This is a genomic window from Streptomyces longisporoflavus (genome assembly GCF_014649775.1).
GTDB classification, from domain to species: Bacteria; Actinomycetota; Actinomycetes; order Streptomycetales; family Streptomycetaceae; genus Streptomyces; species Streptomyces longisporoflavus.
Map to the genome: position 1 here is coordinate 551,235 of NZ_BMTR01000002.1, position 14,111 is coordinate 565,345.

Here is a 14,111-nt window from a genome sequence, read left to right on the forward strand (position 1 = left end):
GGCACGGCGAACGTCCCCTCGAACACGCCCGCCCCGCGCCGCACCCCCGCCTGACGGCTCCCGATCCTCCCTGGTTGAGCACGGACATCCCCGCACACCGTCACCCACCCCCGTATCGCGGAGAGTTACATGACCACCCGAAACACATGCCCGGCCACCCGTCCGCGCAGGCCGCGCAGACCACGCCGCAAACTGGCGGCCCTGGCCGCCGTGTTGAGCACACTGCTCCTTGCAACTGCGGCCCAGCTGAGCTCCTCCTCCCCGGCGGCCGCCGCGGAGGCGCACGTCGACAACCCGTTCGCCGACGCCTCGTTCTACCTGAACCCGGACTACGCCGGTCTCGTCGACACCTCCATCGCCAAGACTCCCGACGCGACGCTCAAGGCCAAGATGGAGAAGGTCAAGAGCTTTCCGACGGCCGTCTGGCTGGACTGGATAGCCGCCGTCCACGGCGGTGAGGCCAACGCGGGCCGCAAGTCGCTCGCCGACCACCTGGACCTGGCGCTCGCGCAGAAGAAGCCGGGGCAGCCGCTCGTCGCCACGTTCGTGGTGTACGACCTGCCAGGGCGCGACTGCGCCGCCCTTGCCTCCAACGGTGAACTCCCCCTGACCGCAGCGGGGTTGGCGCGCTACAAGACCGAGTACATCGACGAGATCGCCAAGGTCTTCGCCAACCCGAAGTACCAGGACATCCGTATCACCACGGTGATCGAGCCGGACGGCCTGCCCAACCTGGTCACCAACCTCGCCGACCCGGAGTGCGCCCGGGCCAAGAGCAGCGGCATCCAGGTCGACGCCATCCGGTACGCGCTGAACAAGCTGCACGCCCTCCCGAACGTGTACACGTACATGGACTTCGCCCACTCGGGCTGGCTCGGCTGGGACAACAACCTCTCCCAGACGACCCAGCTGTACACGGACGTCGTCAAGGGCACCACGGCCGGTCTTGGCAGCGTGGACGGTCTGATCACCAACGTGTCCAACTACACGCCGCTCGCCGAGCCGTTCCTGCCCGACCCGAACAAGACGGTCGGGGGCAACCAGATCCGGTCCGGCAAGTACTACGAGTGGAACGCGAACTTCGACGAGTCGGACTTCACCGAGGCCGTGCACGCCGCGCTGGTCTCCCAGGGGTGGCCTGCCTCCACCGGCATGGTGGTCGACACCTCCCGCAACGGCTGGGGCGGCGCCGACCGGCCCACCGCCGAGTCCACCAGCACGGTCCTCGACACGTACGTCAGCCAGTCCAAGGTGGACCGCCGCACCCACCGCGGCCTGTGGTGCAACGTCAACGGCGCGGGCCTCGGCCGGCCGCCGCAGGGCGCGCCCACCGACCACCCGGACTCGCACCTCGACGCGTTCCTCTGGATCAAGCCGCCGGGTGAGTCGGACGGGGCGAGCAAGGACATCCCGAACGAAGAGGGCAAGCGCCCGGACCCGATGTGCGACCCGGAGTACAGCGCCCCCAACTCGGGCGGCAACCCGACCGGTGCGATGCCGGACGCGCCGCTCGCCGGCCACTGGTTCCACAACCAGTTCTCGATGCTGGTGCGCAACGCGTACCCGGCCGTGCCCACCGACGGCGGCGGTGACCCGGACCCGACCGACACCACCGCCCCGACCGCGCCGACCGGCCTGCAGGCCACCGCGAAGACCTCGTCCAGCGTCTTTCTGGCCTGGACGGCGTCCACCGACAACGTGGGCGTCACCGGCTACGACGTCTACCGCGACGGCGCCAAGGTCAACTCAGCGGCGGTCACGGGGACTTCGTTCACCGACACCGGTCTGAGTGCCTCGACGGCGTACAGCTACACGGTGCGCGCCCGGGACGCCGCGGGGAACGTCTCCGCGGTCTCCACCGCCCTCGACGTCACCACCGAGGCGGGCGGCGGCGGACCCGACCCCGTCGGCGGTCTGAAGGTCACGTACAAGAACAACGACTCCTCGGCCACCGACAACACGATCCGGCCCGGACTGCGGATCGCCAACACCACCAGCGTCTCGGTGGATCTGACCAAGGTCACCGCCCGCTACTACTTCACGCGGGACGGCGGCTCCCCCACCGTGAACGCCTTCTGCGACTACGCGGCCGTCGGCTGCGGCGACGTCACCCTGCGGGTGGTCCCGCTGAGCACCCCGGTCGCGGGCGCGGACGCCTATCTGGAGGTCTCCTTCAAGAGCGGTTCGCTGGCCGCCGGAAAGGACACCGGCGATCTGCGGTTGCGGATGAGCAAGTCCGACTGGTCCGCGTTCAACGAGGCCGGCGACTACAGCCGTACGACCGCCACCTCCTACGCCGACGCCCCGAAGATCCCCGCATACCTGAACAGCGGCCTGGCGTGGGGCACTCCGCCCTCCTGACCGGACCCGAACCTGCCAGGAGCGCCACCACTCCCACCACCATCACAGGAGACAACACGATGGCTCGAAGCAAGACTCGAAACAAGAGACGCTTGGTGTCCTTACTCGCGGTCCTGGCCACCCTGCTCAGCGGGCTCGGTCTGGCTCTGCTCGGCCAGGGCAGCGCGCAGGCGCACGGCGTGACGATGACGCCCGGCTCGCGGACCTACCTCTGCTACCTGGACGCCAAGACCGGCACCGGCGCACTCGACCCGACGAATCCGGCGTGCAAGGCCGCGCTCGCGGAGAGCGGCTCGACCGCGCTGTACAACTGGTTCGCCGTGCTCGACTCCAACGCGGGCGGACGCGGAGCGGGTTATGTCCCGGACGGCAAGCTGTGCAGCGCCGGCGACCGCTCCCCGTACAACTTCACCGGCTACAACGCCGCGCGCAGTGACTGGCCCAGGACGCACCTCACCTCCGGGTCGACGATCAGGATCAAGCACAGCAACTGGGCCGCGCACCCGGGCGACTTCCGGGTGTACATGTCCAAGCCCGGCTACTCGCCCGCGCAGCCGCTGGGCTGGGGCGACCTGGAGCTGATCCAGACCGTCACGAATCCGCCGCAGTCGGGTTCGGTCGGTTCCGAGGGCGGCCACTACTACTGGGACCTGAAGCTGCCCTCGGGCCGCTCGGGTGACGCGATGATGTTCATCCAGTGGGTGCGCTCGGACAGCCAGGAGAACTTCTTCTCCTGCTCCGACATCGTCTTCGACGGCGGCAACGGCGAGGTGACGGGCATCCGCGGCTCAGGGAGCACCCCCGCACCGGACCCGACACCCACGCCGACCCCGACGCCGACTCCGACCGATCCGCACAGCGGGTGCATGGCCGTCTACAAGGTGACGAACAGCTGGAACGGCGGCTTCCAGGGTTCCGTGGAGGTGATGAACCACAACACCACCGCGCGTAACGGCTGGGCCGTGCGCTGGGAGCCGGGCACCGGCACCAAGATCAACCAGGTCTGGAACGGCACGCTCAGTACCGGCTCCGACGGGGCGGTCACGGTCAAGAACGTCGACCACAACCGCACCATCGCGCCGGACGGCGCGGTGACGTTCGGCTTCACGGCCAGCTCGACCGGCAACAACCTGCCGGCCGGCTCGATCGCCTGCGTCAACCCCTAGTACCGCGTCCTCCCCGCAGCACAGGCGCCGGCTCCCGCATCCGCGGGGGCCGGCGCCGTGCTGTGGGCCCGACGGACTCTCACCCTTCACGGTCTCACTCCTCGCGTCAGGTGAGGCGTCGGCCGCTGGTCACCTGGCGAGGAATGCGAGGAGGGCGTCGGTGACTTCCCGGGCGTGGGTCCACAGCAGGCCGTGGGGTGCGCCTTCGATGACGACGTAGTCGGCCTGCGGGAGTGCCTGGTGGAAGCGTTCTCCGGTGGCCTCGATGGGCAAGATGCGGTCGGCGGTGCCGTGCAGGATCAGCGCCGGAACGTCGATCTTGGACACGTCGGCACGGAAGTCGGTTGACCAGGTGGCCACGCAGGCGAGGGAGGCGTACGAGGAGGCGCCGGCGGCGACGTTCCAGCTGTTGCGGACGGCTTCCTCGCTGATGCGGGTGCCGAGGTTCTCGTCGAGGTTGTAGAAGTTCTCGTAGAAGTCCGTGAAGTAGGCGTAGCGGTCGGCGGTGACGGCACTTTCGATGTCCTTGAAGATGGCGCCGTCGACGCCGCCGGGGTTGTCGTCGGTCTTGAGGAGGTAGGGCTCCAGCGAGGCGAGGAAGGCGGCCTTGGCGATCCGATCGGAGCCGTAGGTGCCCAGGTAGCGGCCGACTTCACCGGTGCCCATGGAGAAGCCCACCAGAACGGCGTCGTCGAGGTCGAGGGTCTCCAGGACGACGTTCAGGTCGGCGGCGAAGGTGTCGTAGTCGTAGCCGGTGGTGGGCTGGCTGGAGCGGCCGAAACCGCGCCGGTCGTACGTGATCACGCGATAGCCGGCCGACAGGAGCTCGGCGGACTGCTTCTCCCAGGAGTGGCCGTCGAGCGGGTAGCCATGGATCAGCACGACCGGCTGCCCCGTGCCGTGGTCCTCGTAGTACAGCTCGATGCTGGTGGAGTTTTCCTGGTCGACGGTGATGAATGCCATGGTGGTTGATGCCTTCCGGTGTGCATGGGGCTGATGGTGAAGTGCCCGATCGGGCACGGCTGTGCGGGTGCGGTGAGGTGCGACGGGCGACAGGGCGGGGCCGTCGGTCAGCGGACCGTGCGGGCTGCTTGCTCGACGATGCGGGTGACGGCTTCGGGGCGGGATACGGATACCGCGTGCGACGCGTCGATGGTCGTCGTGCGGGCCTTGGCACGGGCCGACATATAGCGCTGGGCGGCCACGGGGATGTTGCGGTCCCCCGTGGTGACAAGGGACCAGGAGGGGATCGTCTTCCAGGCGGCCTCGGTGGACTTCTCCTCCAGTGCGGCGGCGGCGACCGGACGCTGCCCGGCTGCCATGAGCCTGGCCTTGCCCGCCGGGACGTCCGCGGCAAACTGGCTGCGGAACTTCTCGGGCTTGATGTACACGTCCGCGCCCTGACCGCCGTCGGGCAGTGAGTAGTTGACGGACTCGATGGCCTGGCCAAGGGTACTGCCGGGGAACTTGTTCGTCAGTCCGATCGAACTCTCGCCCGTGTCGGGCAGGAACGCCGCGATGTAGACCAGAGCCTTCACCTTGTCCTCCAGGCCCGCGGCGGCCTGGCTGATGACGGTGCCGCCGTAGGAGTGGCCGACCAGGACCACGGGCCCCTCGACGTGGTCGAGGACGCTGCGCAGGTAGGCGGCATCGGTCGCCGGACTGCGCAGCGGGTTGGCGGCGGACACCACCGGATAGCCGGCGCGCTGCAGCCGGGCGACGACACCCTCCCAGCTCGCGGCGTCGGCGAACGCTCCGTGTTCCAGCACGATCGTCGGGCGTATCGGGTGCTGGGGCGCCGCGCCGGCGGTGCCGGGCAGGGTGACGGCGGCGGCTGACAGCCCTACGGCCGCGGTGACACCGAGCAGCGCGGTTCTGCGGCTCGGACGGACGTGGCGGGTGATGCGCATGCGTGAATCCCTCTTGGTTGGTTGATGGCCTCGAAGGGACCGGACAGGCGGAGTAGGCCGGTGCGTTCGAGGAGCAGGGCCACAAGTCACCTCGTCGGTGGCGGCCCGAGTGGTCCCGGGGCATCGCTCTCGCCCGGTCACCGGAAGTGGAGCGTCCTTCGTCTCGTACTACGACGGGACGGCCGGATCGGTTCACCCGGAAATGGGCTGCTCTTTCGCGGGCAGTGAAGGGGCTGTGCGGGGCGCTGCGCGGGACACCGCGATCAGCGGCTTCCCGCCCGTGAGAGCCCGTGGCCGAGAGAACCCCGGGAAGAGAGCGGGCTCCCCCTCCAGCCCGACGAGGGCCGGGTACACCTCAACCGACGGGCCCCAGGACTTCGTAGACATGCCTGAGGTAACTGTGCGTGCGCTCCGAGCCGAGGATCCCGTCGCCCACCCGGTTCATCGTGTACGAGAACGTGACGCGCCGGTCGAGGTCCATCATGACGATCGAACCGCCCCGACCGACCCAGAAGCAGATCCTCCCGGTGGGCATGTGCGGCATCGTCCTCGGATCGGCGAGTGCGTAGCCCATGCCCCAGCGGACGGGTACGCCGAGGAACAGGTCGACTCCGTCGGCCTGGACGTCGAACACCTTGTCCACCGTCCCCGCGGAGAGCAGCCGGACGCCGTTGACCTGGCCGCGCCGTGAGATGACGGAGAGCGCTCGGGCCATACCTCGTGCGTTGCCGTGGCCGTTGACGGCTCCGAGTTCGGCGGAGCGCCACCGCGGGGTGTCGACGTGCTCGTCACGTGCGGGGCTTCCGGACAGCGTCTTGGCGAAGATCCCGTCGGGATCGAGGCCGGTGGGTATACCGGAGCTCTGCGAGGGCGCCACCAGATCGGCGATGCGCGGCCAATCGGCACGGCGCGCACCGATCTGGACGTCGGCTCGTGCCGGCTTGGCGATCTCGGTGTCGACGAACTCCCCCAGAGTACGGCCACTGACCCGCCGGACAAGCTCTCCCACCAGCTGTCCTTGGGTCTGCACGTGGTAGCCCGAAGCGGAGCCCGGCTCCCACCAGGGTGCCTGCGCGGCCAGCCGGGCACTCGCGGTGGGCCAGTCGTACAGGTCTTCCATGGAGAAGGGCTGCTCCCAGCCGGAAAGTCCCGAGGTGTGGGCCAGGACGTGCCGCACCTCGATCTGCTCCTTTCCCCGGGCGGCGAACTCGGGCCAGTAGTGCGCGACCGGGCGGTGCAGATCCAGTGCGCCGCGGTCGACCAGGACGAGGGCCGCGAGATTGGTGAGGGTCTTCGTGGTCGACCACATGCTCACCAACGTGTCCCGGTGCCACGGAACGGTCCGCGCTTCGTCCGTGTGGCCACCCCACAGATCGACTTCCATGACCCCGTCCACATCGACGGCGATCGACGCCCCCAGTTCCTCGCCGGATTCGAGGTGCGCTGTCAGCGCCGCTCGTACCGGTTCGAACCGCTCAGTGCTCGTTCCCTCGACGACCATGTTCTTCTCCGCTCCGGACGACAACCGTTCGCTCACTCAACGGGCTGAACGTCACAGCGGTTCACGCATCGCCGCAGGTCATGACATCTGTTTACGGGCCGCTACCGGGACCGGACCGGATATCGGCGTCGGCACATCGCGCAGTTGACGAATCCTGCCGCCGGATGCCGTCCTGCTATTGTCCTGTCCGATATGCGGGAAGCGGACAACGGGGTCCTCGTCGCTCCTGTTCCCCGAGCCGCCACGACAACATCCCTGTGGGTGCGCGGTGGAGTCGAGGCCGGTTTCCGTCACCGCGCGACCACGTTGTCCGTGTGCCGGGTCCCAGTCAGATGGGTGCCCCGGGAGTGACGCCGCCGAATGAGATTCGGGTGGGTACGGTGACAGCTGTGGGACAAGGTCTCGACTTCGGCCTGCTGGGCCCGCTGGAGGTACGGCGGGCGGGGACGGTACTCGACCCGGGTCGGCGCAGGCAGCGACTGCTGCTGATTCGCCTGCTGCTCGCCGACGGCCGGGCGGTCTCACCGCAGACTCTGTGCGAGGAACTGTGGCCGCAGCAACCGGGGCGGGCACCGAGCGCGGCGATGGGTTCCCTGCACGCCCACATCAGCAAGGTACGCGCGATCCTGGAACCCCAGCATCTTCGCCGCCAGGGGGCCTTCGAGACGCTGGTCACCGAACCCTTGGGGTATGCCCTGCGTGTGCCGCCCGAGAGCCGTGACACCGTGCGCTTCGAGCGGTCTGTCGCCCAAGCACACCGGTTCATGGACCTGGGCCGACCCGACCGCGTCGTGGAGGAGGCTGAGAAGGCCCTGGACATGTGGCGCGGCACGGCGTTCGCCGACGCAGCGCACCACCTGTTCGCCGTCCAGGAGACAGCACGCCTGGGAGAACTGCGGCAGACCACTCGCGAGATCCGCACCACTGGCCTGCTCCTGCAAGGCCGGGTCACCGAAGCCCTCAACGCGGCAGAGGAGATAACCGCGCAGTACCCCCTGCGGGAAACCGGTTGGGCCCTGCTCCTGCGAGCCCTGTACCTCGCCGGCCGGCACCCCGAAGCGCTGCAGCGCTACACCGACGTGCGACGGCACCTGGCCGACGAGCTCGGCCTCGAACCGGGTCCGGCCCTGCGTGCCCTGCACCAGGGCATCCTCCACCATGACCTGCCGCCCCTGCACCCCGTGGACCAGACGAACGACACGGTGACCCAGCACCGCCGCCAACCGGGCGGAGCCACCACGACAGGGGCACCGGACGGGGGCGAGGCAACCGGGGGCGAAGCAACCTCATCGACCGGCCCGGCCGCCGACCGACCCGACGACGCGGAAGCCGAGTCCGGCGCACGTGGTGCGCCGGTCGCGGACGGCGGGAGAACGGTGTCCCTTCCTCTGCCCCTGGCACGTCCGGCGCAACTGCCGCGTAGCCTGCCGGTGTTCGCGGGACGGGCGGCCGAAGGCGCGTGGCTGTCCGCCGTCAGCGGTGCGACGGGCCGCTCCGGGCCCACCGCTGCCCCCGCTGTGGTCATCAGCGGTGCTCCCGGGGTCGGCAAAACAACCTTCGCGACGTACCACGCGCACCGCATCGCCTCCTCGTTCCCCGACGGGCAACTCTTCGTCAACCTCTGCGGATTCCACCCGCACGCACCCGCCGTCGAACCCGGTAACGCCCTGCACGGCTTCCTCACCGCTCTGGGCGTCCCCGCCCCGCGCATCCCCGAAGAAACCGCCGACCGGAGCACACTCTTCCGCAGTCTCCTCGCCGACCGGCGGATCCTCCTCGTCCTGGACAACGCCCGCGACGAGCAGCAGGTGCGCCCTCTGCTTCCCGCAGGAGCGGGCTGCCTCACCCTGATCACCAGCCGTAACCAACTTCCCGGCCTCATCACCACCGACGGCGCCAAGTCCCTCCGGCTCGCGCTGCCCTCACCGACCGAGGCGCACGAGGCCCTCGAACGGCGTCTGGGAACCGAACGACTCGCCGCCGAGCCCACCGCCGCAGCCGACATCATCCGGCTGTGCGGACGGCTTCCCCTGGCCATGGCCGTGGTCGCGGCCCGCGCGGAACTCGACCCCTCGCTCCCCCTGCACACCATCGTCGACGACCTGCAACAGACCGACGGCGGACTCGAAGCATTCGCCGGCTTCGACACCACCACCGACGTGCGCACCGTCTTCTCCTGGTCCTACCGGTCACTGGATGAGCACGCCGCCCGGCTCTTCCGCCTGCTGGCCCTGCATCCCGGCCCTCACATCACCGCCCCGGCCGTAGCCAGTCTCGCCGGCCTTCCCCTCTCCCGGACCCGCCGCGCACTCGCCGAACTGCTCAGCTCCTGCCTCGTGGAACAACCGCTGCCCGGCCGCTACAGCCTGCACGACCTCCTGCGCGGCTACGCCACCGAGCTCGCTCACGCCCACGACACCGGCCAGGGCCGTCATGACGCCACTCTCCGGGTCCTGGACCACTACATGTTCACCGCCTGCGAGGCGAACCGGTTCCTCAAACAGGACATATCGCACGACCTCGAACTCGGTGCATCCCGCTCGGGCGTCACTCCGGAAGAACTCACCACCGTCAAGCAGGCGACCCGGTGGCTCACCGCCGAACATCACGTGCTGACAGGTCTGCTCCACACCGCCGTCAGCCAGCAGCTCGACGCTCACATCACCGGGCTCGCCTGGTCACTCAAGGAATACCTCAACCGTCAGGAGTTCTGGCCCGAGGCCATCGCCGCGCTGGCCCCCGCCCTCGAAGTGGCCCGACGTCGGAACGACCTCCTCGAAGAGGGCCGTTGCCTACGGCACCTGGGTGGCATCCACGGCTACCTCGGCCATCAGAGGCAAGCCCTGCACCAGCTGCAACGGGCGACAGCGATCTTCGAAGAGCTGGACGACATCGGTGAACAGGCACGAGCCCACTACGTCACGGCCTGTGCGCTGTTCCTGTTCGGGCGGACGACGGAAGCGGTGGCGGCCTCCGAGCGGGGACTTGAACTCTCCCGGGAGACAGGCGAAGAGTTGTGGTTGGCCGAGTGCCTCCTCGAACTCGCCTGGTTCCATTCCAATCTGGGGAACCTGGAGAAGAGCCTCCTGTACAGCGAGGAGGGCATCGCCTTGTTCCACCGCCTCGACGCGCCCTGGCAGCTCGCCCAGGGGTGGGACATCCTGGGCCACAACCTCCGCCTTCTCGGCCGTTACGAGGACTCGGTGACCACTTACCAGCGGGCGTCGAAGGCGTTCGGGGAACTGGGAGACCACAGGAACGCCGTCGGCACGCTGATGCGGCTCGGCGACACCCGGCTGACCATGGGAGACAGGGAAGGCGCACGGAAGGACTGGGTCGACGCCCTCGAGAACGCTGAAGCGCGGGCGATGGCACACAGCGCTCAGCAGATCCGTGACCGGCTCACCGCCCTCGACATGGATGAGGACCCCGTGCCCACCGTGGCAGAGAGGGCGGTCGGGAAGCACGAGCTCCCGGTTCCGAGGAGCAAGGGTCCTGCATGATGGTTCCGTGCGATCGGGGCCGCGCCATGATCACACCCCCAAAATCCCCTGCTTCTCCAACGCTTTGCGCAACGCCCGCACGGCGTAGAAGGCGCGGCTCTTGACGGTGCCCGCCGGTATGCCGAGGTGCTCGGCCGCTTGGGCCACGCTGCATTCCAGGTAGTACATGAGCCAGATGACGGTTCGCTGCTGCTCGTTCAGCTCGCCCATGGCCTGCGACACCACATGGGAGTCGATCGTGGATGCCGTGTTGTCGCTGGAGAGGTCCAGCTCCTCGACGGACATGTGCTCCAACGGCCGCACCTGACGCGCCCGGTGCTGGTCAATCGCGAGGTTCCTGGTCACGGTGTACAACCACGGTCTGAGGCCTTCGTCGCGGGTGCCCAGGAAACGGGCGTGTTTCCAGGCTCGGGCCGCAGTCTCCTGGAAGACGTCCTCTGCCTTGTGCCAGTCACCGTCCAACAAGCGCGCGGCATACCGGATGAGCAGAGGGCCGTACTGGTCGTAGATGTCTTTGACGAAGGCGTCGCAGTCGGCGTCGGACGTGAGGTTCCGATCATGCGACCGAGTCGGAGCGGAGGCAGTGGTCCGCGTTTCCATGATCCCGTTCATGCGTGGCGCTCGATCCTGTGCAAGTGTTCCGTGGCGTGCTCAGCCGCATGTGCGGACGAACGGCTCGTACGCTCGCCGGTAGCCCTTGGCGGGACCTTGTCGCTTTCTTGTCGTTCCGTGGGCCGGGGGCCGGAGTGTTGCTCCGGCCCCCGGCCCCCGGAAAGAGGGAAGTGACTACTTCTCGAGCCGCTCGTACACTTCGACGGCCGTGATCAGGTGGCCGACTGCGTTGGGATGTGCCGATCCGGACGTCTGCGGCAGCAGCGGGTTGATCCACTGCTCGGAGGAGGGTCGGCACATGTCGTGGCCCCGGAACACCGACGAGGTGTCGACGAACTCGGCATGCTTCGTGAGAGCCACCAGCTCCAGCATGAAGTTCAGCCGGTTGGTGGTCTGATGAAGCCAGGCGACGTCACCCTTGGCCAGGGGCACGGAAGAACCGCAGGTACTCCCGTCGGCGGGAAACGGGTTGGGATACCCGACCACGACGACACGTGCTTGAGGGCTGCGCCGCTCGATGTCGGCGAGCATGTCGGGCAGGCGGGTGTTCAGCCTCGCGAAACCCGCGTCCGCCTCCTTCGCCGCCTTGTCCCGGCAGGGGGTCCCCTCCCGGGTGGTGAGACCGGCCAGGACACACCTGGTGATCACGTCGGAGAAGCCGAGGTCGTTGCCGCCGAGCGTGACGGTCACCAGATCCGTGTCCCGGGTGAGGGCGTTGACCTGGGGTGCGGACGTTCCCTCGTGATTCCACAATGAGCGCGTGGTGGCTCCGCTGCACGTGACGTCCTTGAAGACGGAAGGCTTGTACGTCTCGGCGATCCACGCCGGGTAGCTGCCCTTGGAACGCATGCACTCGGCGTCCGTCTGCGGGGACAAGCCTGTTCCTGCGGCGTAGGAGTCGCCGAGGGCCACGTAATGGTTGACGGGTCGCTGCCCGGAGACATCGGCCGCGGTGGCCGGAGCGGCTCCGGAAATCAGCAACGAGGCAGTCAACGCGGCAGCCGTCACCATCCCCTTGCGGACCGTCGAGTACGGGTGGGAAAGGGCCATGAAATCCCCTTGAGATAGAAAGAGGCCGCACAAGTCGCCGGCCTGCCCTTGCGCACGCGATGCGTGCGGGCGTGTCTTTCGTCTCTACGACAGCGGCACCCACCTGGTTCACATCGAGAGGCTCTGTCGTGGCCAGTAGGGCCTGAGGGCCTGAGGGCCTGAGCAGGACCTACTGCTCGACTCGACGTATCAGCCGCGCCGTCCACACGGTTCATTCAATGGGTGTGTGTGGTGACCAGCGGCTTTGTCTCGTCGACGACGTAGGTGGACAGCATCATGGTTGTCACCTTCCCGATATTGCGGGCGTTGTGGATGGTGTCGGAAGGGATGAAGAAGGGATCGCCCGTGCGAAGTCGCAGGGTGGTCCCGTCGTCGAACTCCATCGACACATCACCGCGGACGATGTATCCGACTTCCACTCCCGGGTGGCTGTGGCGGCCCGATTCCCTGCGCCGAGGTATCTCGACGAGGGTCTGCACGGTCTTCCAGCCCTTGGCGGGCGAAGGGTTGTCCTGGAGCAAGGTGCGCGTTACGCCGGCGGTCGGGTCGGGAACGACCGGGTGAGGACCACGGGACGGCGTGGCAGACGCCTCAGCAGTCGAGGCAGAAGCGACGGCGCCGAGCGCGCCGGCTGCCGCCACACCACTGGTCCGCAGGAGAGAGCGACGATCCAGCATGATGAACTCCCTGGTTGATAGGCCGAATTGCTTTTCTCCCCTCTGAACGCCCGCGACGGCGTGCTGGTTCACCCTGCAACGCTGCGTCTTGTACAGCGGATGGTCAGTTGTACTGGGCGGCAGCCCCGGCTTGCCGGGCGTATGGCAGTGAGTTGAGCCCTCGGGGCGCGTCGCAGCCACGCCGGCCGCAACGCGCCCGACCCGCGTCTCACGGTGGCCGTCCGCTCGACGGCCACTGCGAGACGCTGCCGTCACGGCAGCGGCCGACGGTCCCGAGTCACACGCCGGGCAGGGCCGCGGCGACGGCGCGCCGGGTGTCCTCGGTGATGAGATCCAGGTTGAGAGCGGCCGCCGCCATCAGGCCGGCGGCGGCCGAGCCGATGGCGGTCTCCGTGAGGCTGACGACGTTGCCCGCCGCGTACACACCCGCGGTACTCGTCGCGCCCTGCGGGGTCGCCACTACATGGCGGCCCGCGACCTGCCCGAAGATCCGCAGCTCCGTGGTCTCGACGTCGAGGCCGGCCAGTCCCTCCAGGCGGGCGTTGAAGCGCGGAGCGACCACCAGGTGGCTCACCTCCGGTCGCCGCCCGTCGGCCAACACGACACCGCGCAGGCGGTCCTCCCCTATGTCGAGGCGTGACACCTCTCCCTCCACCACGCGCACGCCCCTCACGGCGAGACGTGCACGCGCCGAGTCGTCGAGTTGCGGTCCGGTGTGCGTGAACAGGGTGATGTCATCACTCCACTGACTCCACAGCAGCGCCTGCTCGACACCGACCGGGCCGGTGGCCAGTACTCCGATCGCCTGGTCCCGTACTTCCCAGCCATGGCAGTAGGGGCAGTGGAGCACCTCCCGTGCCCAGCGTTCGGCCACCCCGGGCACGTCGGGGAGTTCGTCCACCAGACCGGTGGCCAGGAGCAGGCGGCGCGCCCGCAAGACGGTGCCGTTGTCGAGTGCGACCTCGAAGTGCCCGTCCCCCGCACGCTTCGCGGCAACGACCGATGCCTCGACCGTGCGTGCTCCGAAGCGCGCGGCCTCCCGCTGTGCGAGAGCGAGGAAATCGGCGGGAGCGATGCCTTCGTGGCCCAGGTAGTTGTGCAGGCCGCGGGCGGGAGCGTTGCGCTGCCGTCCGGCATCGACGAGCAGTACGGTGCGGCGAGCCCGCCCCAGGGTGAGTGCCGCGTTCAGGCCTGCCGCGCCTCCTCCGACGATGACGACGTCGTGGACCGAATCGTTGTGTCCGTCGGTCGTCTGCCGCTCGGTGTGATGCTTGTGTTCCATGGTGTTCCTTTCGCCCGGCGGTGGTCTTCCGCTCGGCGGTGATCTTGCG

General features: G+C 68.6%; 10 protein-coding genes. 3 read left to right on the top strand and 7 right to left on the bottom strand.

Annotated elements, in window-relative coordinates; all coding sequences use genetic code 11:
- Positions 1–129: 129 nt before the first annotated feature.
- Together IE226_RS06445 and IE226_RS06450 are read left to right on the top strand one after the other, a co-directional pair.
- Positions 130–2,361 (top strand): glycoside hydrolase family 6 protein, encoded by a 2,232-nt coding sequence (locus IE226_RS06445; protein WP_190080024.1) that lies wholly within the window; start codon positions 130–132, stop codon positions 2,359–2,361.
- A gap of 59 nt (positions 2,362–2,420) precedes the next feature.
- Positions 2,421–3,527: a lytic polysaccharide monooxygenase gene (locus IE226_RS06450; RefSeq protein ID WP_190080025.1), complete on the top strand. Its 1,107-nt coding sequence runs from the start codon at positions 2,421–2,423 to the stop codon at positions 3,525–3,527.
- A gap of 129 nt (positions 3,528–3,656) precedes the next feature.
- Here IE226_RS06450 and IE226_RS06455 read toward each other — a convergent pair whose 3' ends face one another.
- The 3 genes from IE226_RS06455 to IE226_RS06465 form a co-directional block, all read right to left on the bottom strand.
- Complete coding sequence (locus IE226_RS06455; protein ID WP_190080026.1) at positions 3,657–4,490, bottom strand: alpha/beta fold hydrolase; 834 nt, start codon at positions 4,488–4,490, stop codon at positions 3,657–3,659.
- Positions 4,491–4,597: 107 nt separating this feature from the next.
- On the bottom strand, positions 4,598–5,437 hold the full coding sequence (locus IE226_RS06460; protein ID WP_190080027.1) for an alpha/beta fold hydrolase: 840 nt from the start codon (positions 5,435–5,437) through the stop codon (positions 4,598–4,600).
- A 355-nt stretch (positions 5,438–5,792) separates the two neighbouring features.
- Entirely contained in the window at positions 5,793–6,974 is a 1,182-nt protein-coding gene (locus IE226_RS06465) for a serine hydrolase domain-containing protein (protein ID WP_229870536.1), read from the bottom strand.
- A 353-nt stretch (positions 6,975–7,327) separates the two neighbouring features.
- Between IE226_RS06465 and IE226_RS06470 the strand changes: the two genes are divergently transcribed.
- Positions 7,328–10,441: an AfsR/SARP family transcriptional regulator gene (locus IE226_RS06470; RefSeq protein WP_229870537.1), complete on the top strand. Its 3,114-nt coding sequence runs from the start codon at positions 7,328–7,330 to the stop codon at positions 10,439–10,441.
- Between the two features lie 30 nt (positions 10,442–10,471).
- Here the strand turns inward: IE226_RS06470 and IE226_RS06475 are convergent, their stop codons facing one another.
- The 4 genes from IE226_RS06475 to IE226_RS06490 form a co-directional block, all read right to left on the bottom strand.
- Positions 10,472–11,053, bottom strand: coding sequence for a sigma-70 family RNA polymerase sigma factor (locus tag IE226_RS06475; protein ID WP_190080028.1), 582 nt, complete (start codon positions 11,051–11,053; stop codon positions 10,472–10,474).
- A gap of 174 nt (positions 11,054–11,227) precedes the next feature.
- Entirely contained in the window at positions 11,228–12,103 is an 876-nt protein-coding gene (locus IE226_RS06480; protein WP_190080029.1) for an SGNH/GDSL hydrolase family protein, read from the bottom strand.
- 215 nt (positions 12,104–12,318) lie between these two features.
- Complete coding sequence (locus IE226_RS06485) at positions 12,319–12,852, bottom strand: cupin domain-containing protein (RefSeq protein WP_229870538.1); 534 nt, start codon at positions 12,850–12,852, stop codon at positions 12,319–12,321.
- A gap of 205 nt (positions 12,853–13,057) precedes the next feature.
- Positions 13,058–14,062 (bottom strand): NAD(P)/FAD-dependent oxidoreductase, encoded by a 1,005-nt coding sequence (locus IE226_RS06490; RefSeq protein WP_190080030.1) that lies wholly within the window; start codon positions 14,060–14,062, stop codon positions 13,058–13,060.
- Positions 14,063–14,111: the final 49 nt, after the last annotated feature.

What these genes read in the sequence shown, in the direction of transcription:
- IE226_RS06480 (WP_190080029.1), bottom strand. Translation starts at nt 12,103, where the DNA reads ATGGCCCTTTCCCACCCGTACTCGACGGTCCGCAAGGGGATGGTGACG.
- IE226_RS06460 (WP_190080027.1), bottom strand. Translation starts at nt 5,437, where the DNA reads ATGCGCATCACCCGCCACGTCCGTCCGAGCCGCAGAACCGCGCTGCTC.
- IE226_RS06455 (WP_190080026.1), bottom strand. Translation starts at nt 4,490, where the DNA reads ATGGCATTCATCACCGTCGACCAGGAAAACTCCACCAGCATCGAGCTG.
- IE226_RS06475 (WP_190080028.1), bottom strand. Translation starts at nt 11,053, where the DNA reads ATGAACGGGATCATGGAAACGCGGACCACTGCCTCCGCTCCGACTCGG.
- IE226_RS06450 (WP_190080025.1), top strand. Translation starts at nt 2,421, where the DNA reads ATGGCTCGAAGCAAGACTCGAAACAAGAGACGCTTGGTGTCCTTACTC.
- IE226_RS06490 (WP_190080030.1), bottom strand. Translation starts at nt 14,062, where the DNA reads ATGGAACACAAGCATCACACCGAGCGGCAGACGACCGACGGACACAAC.
- IE226_RS06445 (WP_190080024.1), top strand. Translation starts at nt 130, where the DNA reads ATGACCACCCGAAACACATGCCCGGCCACCCGTCCGCGCAGGCCGCGC.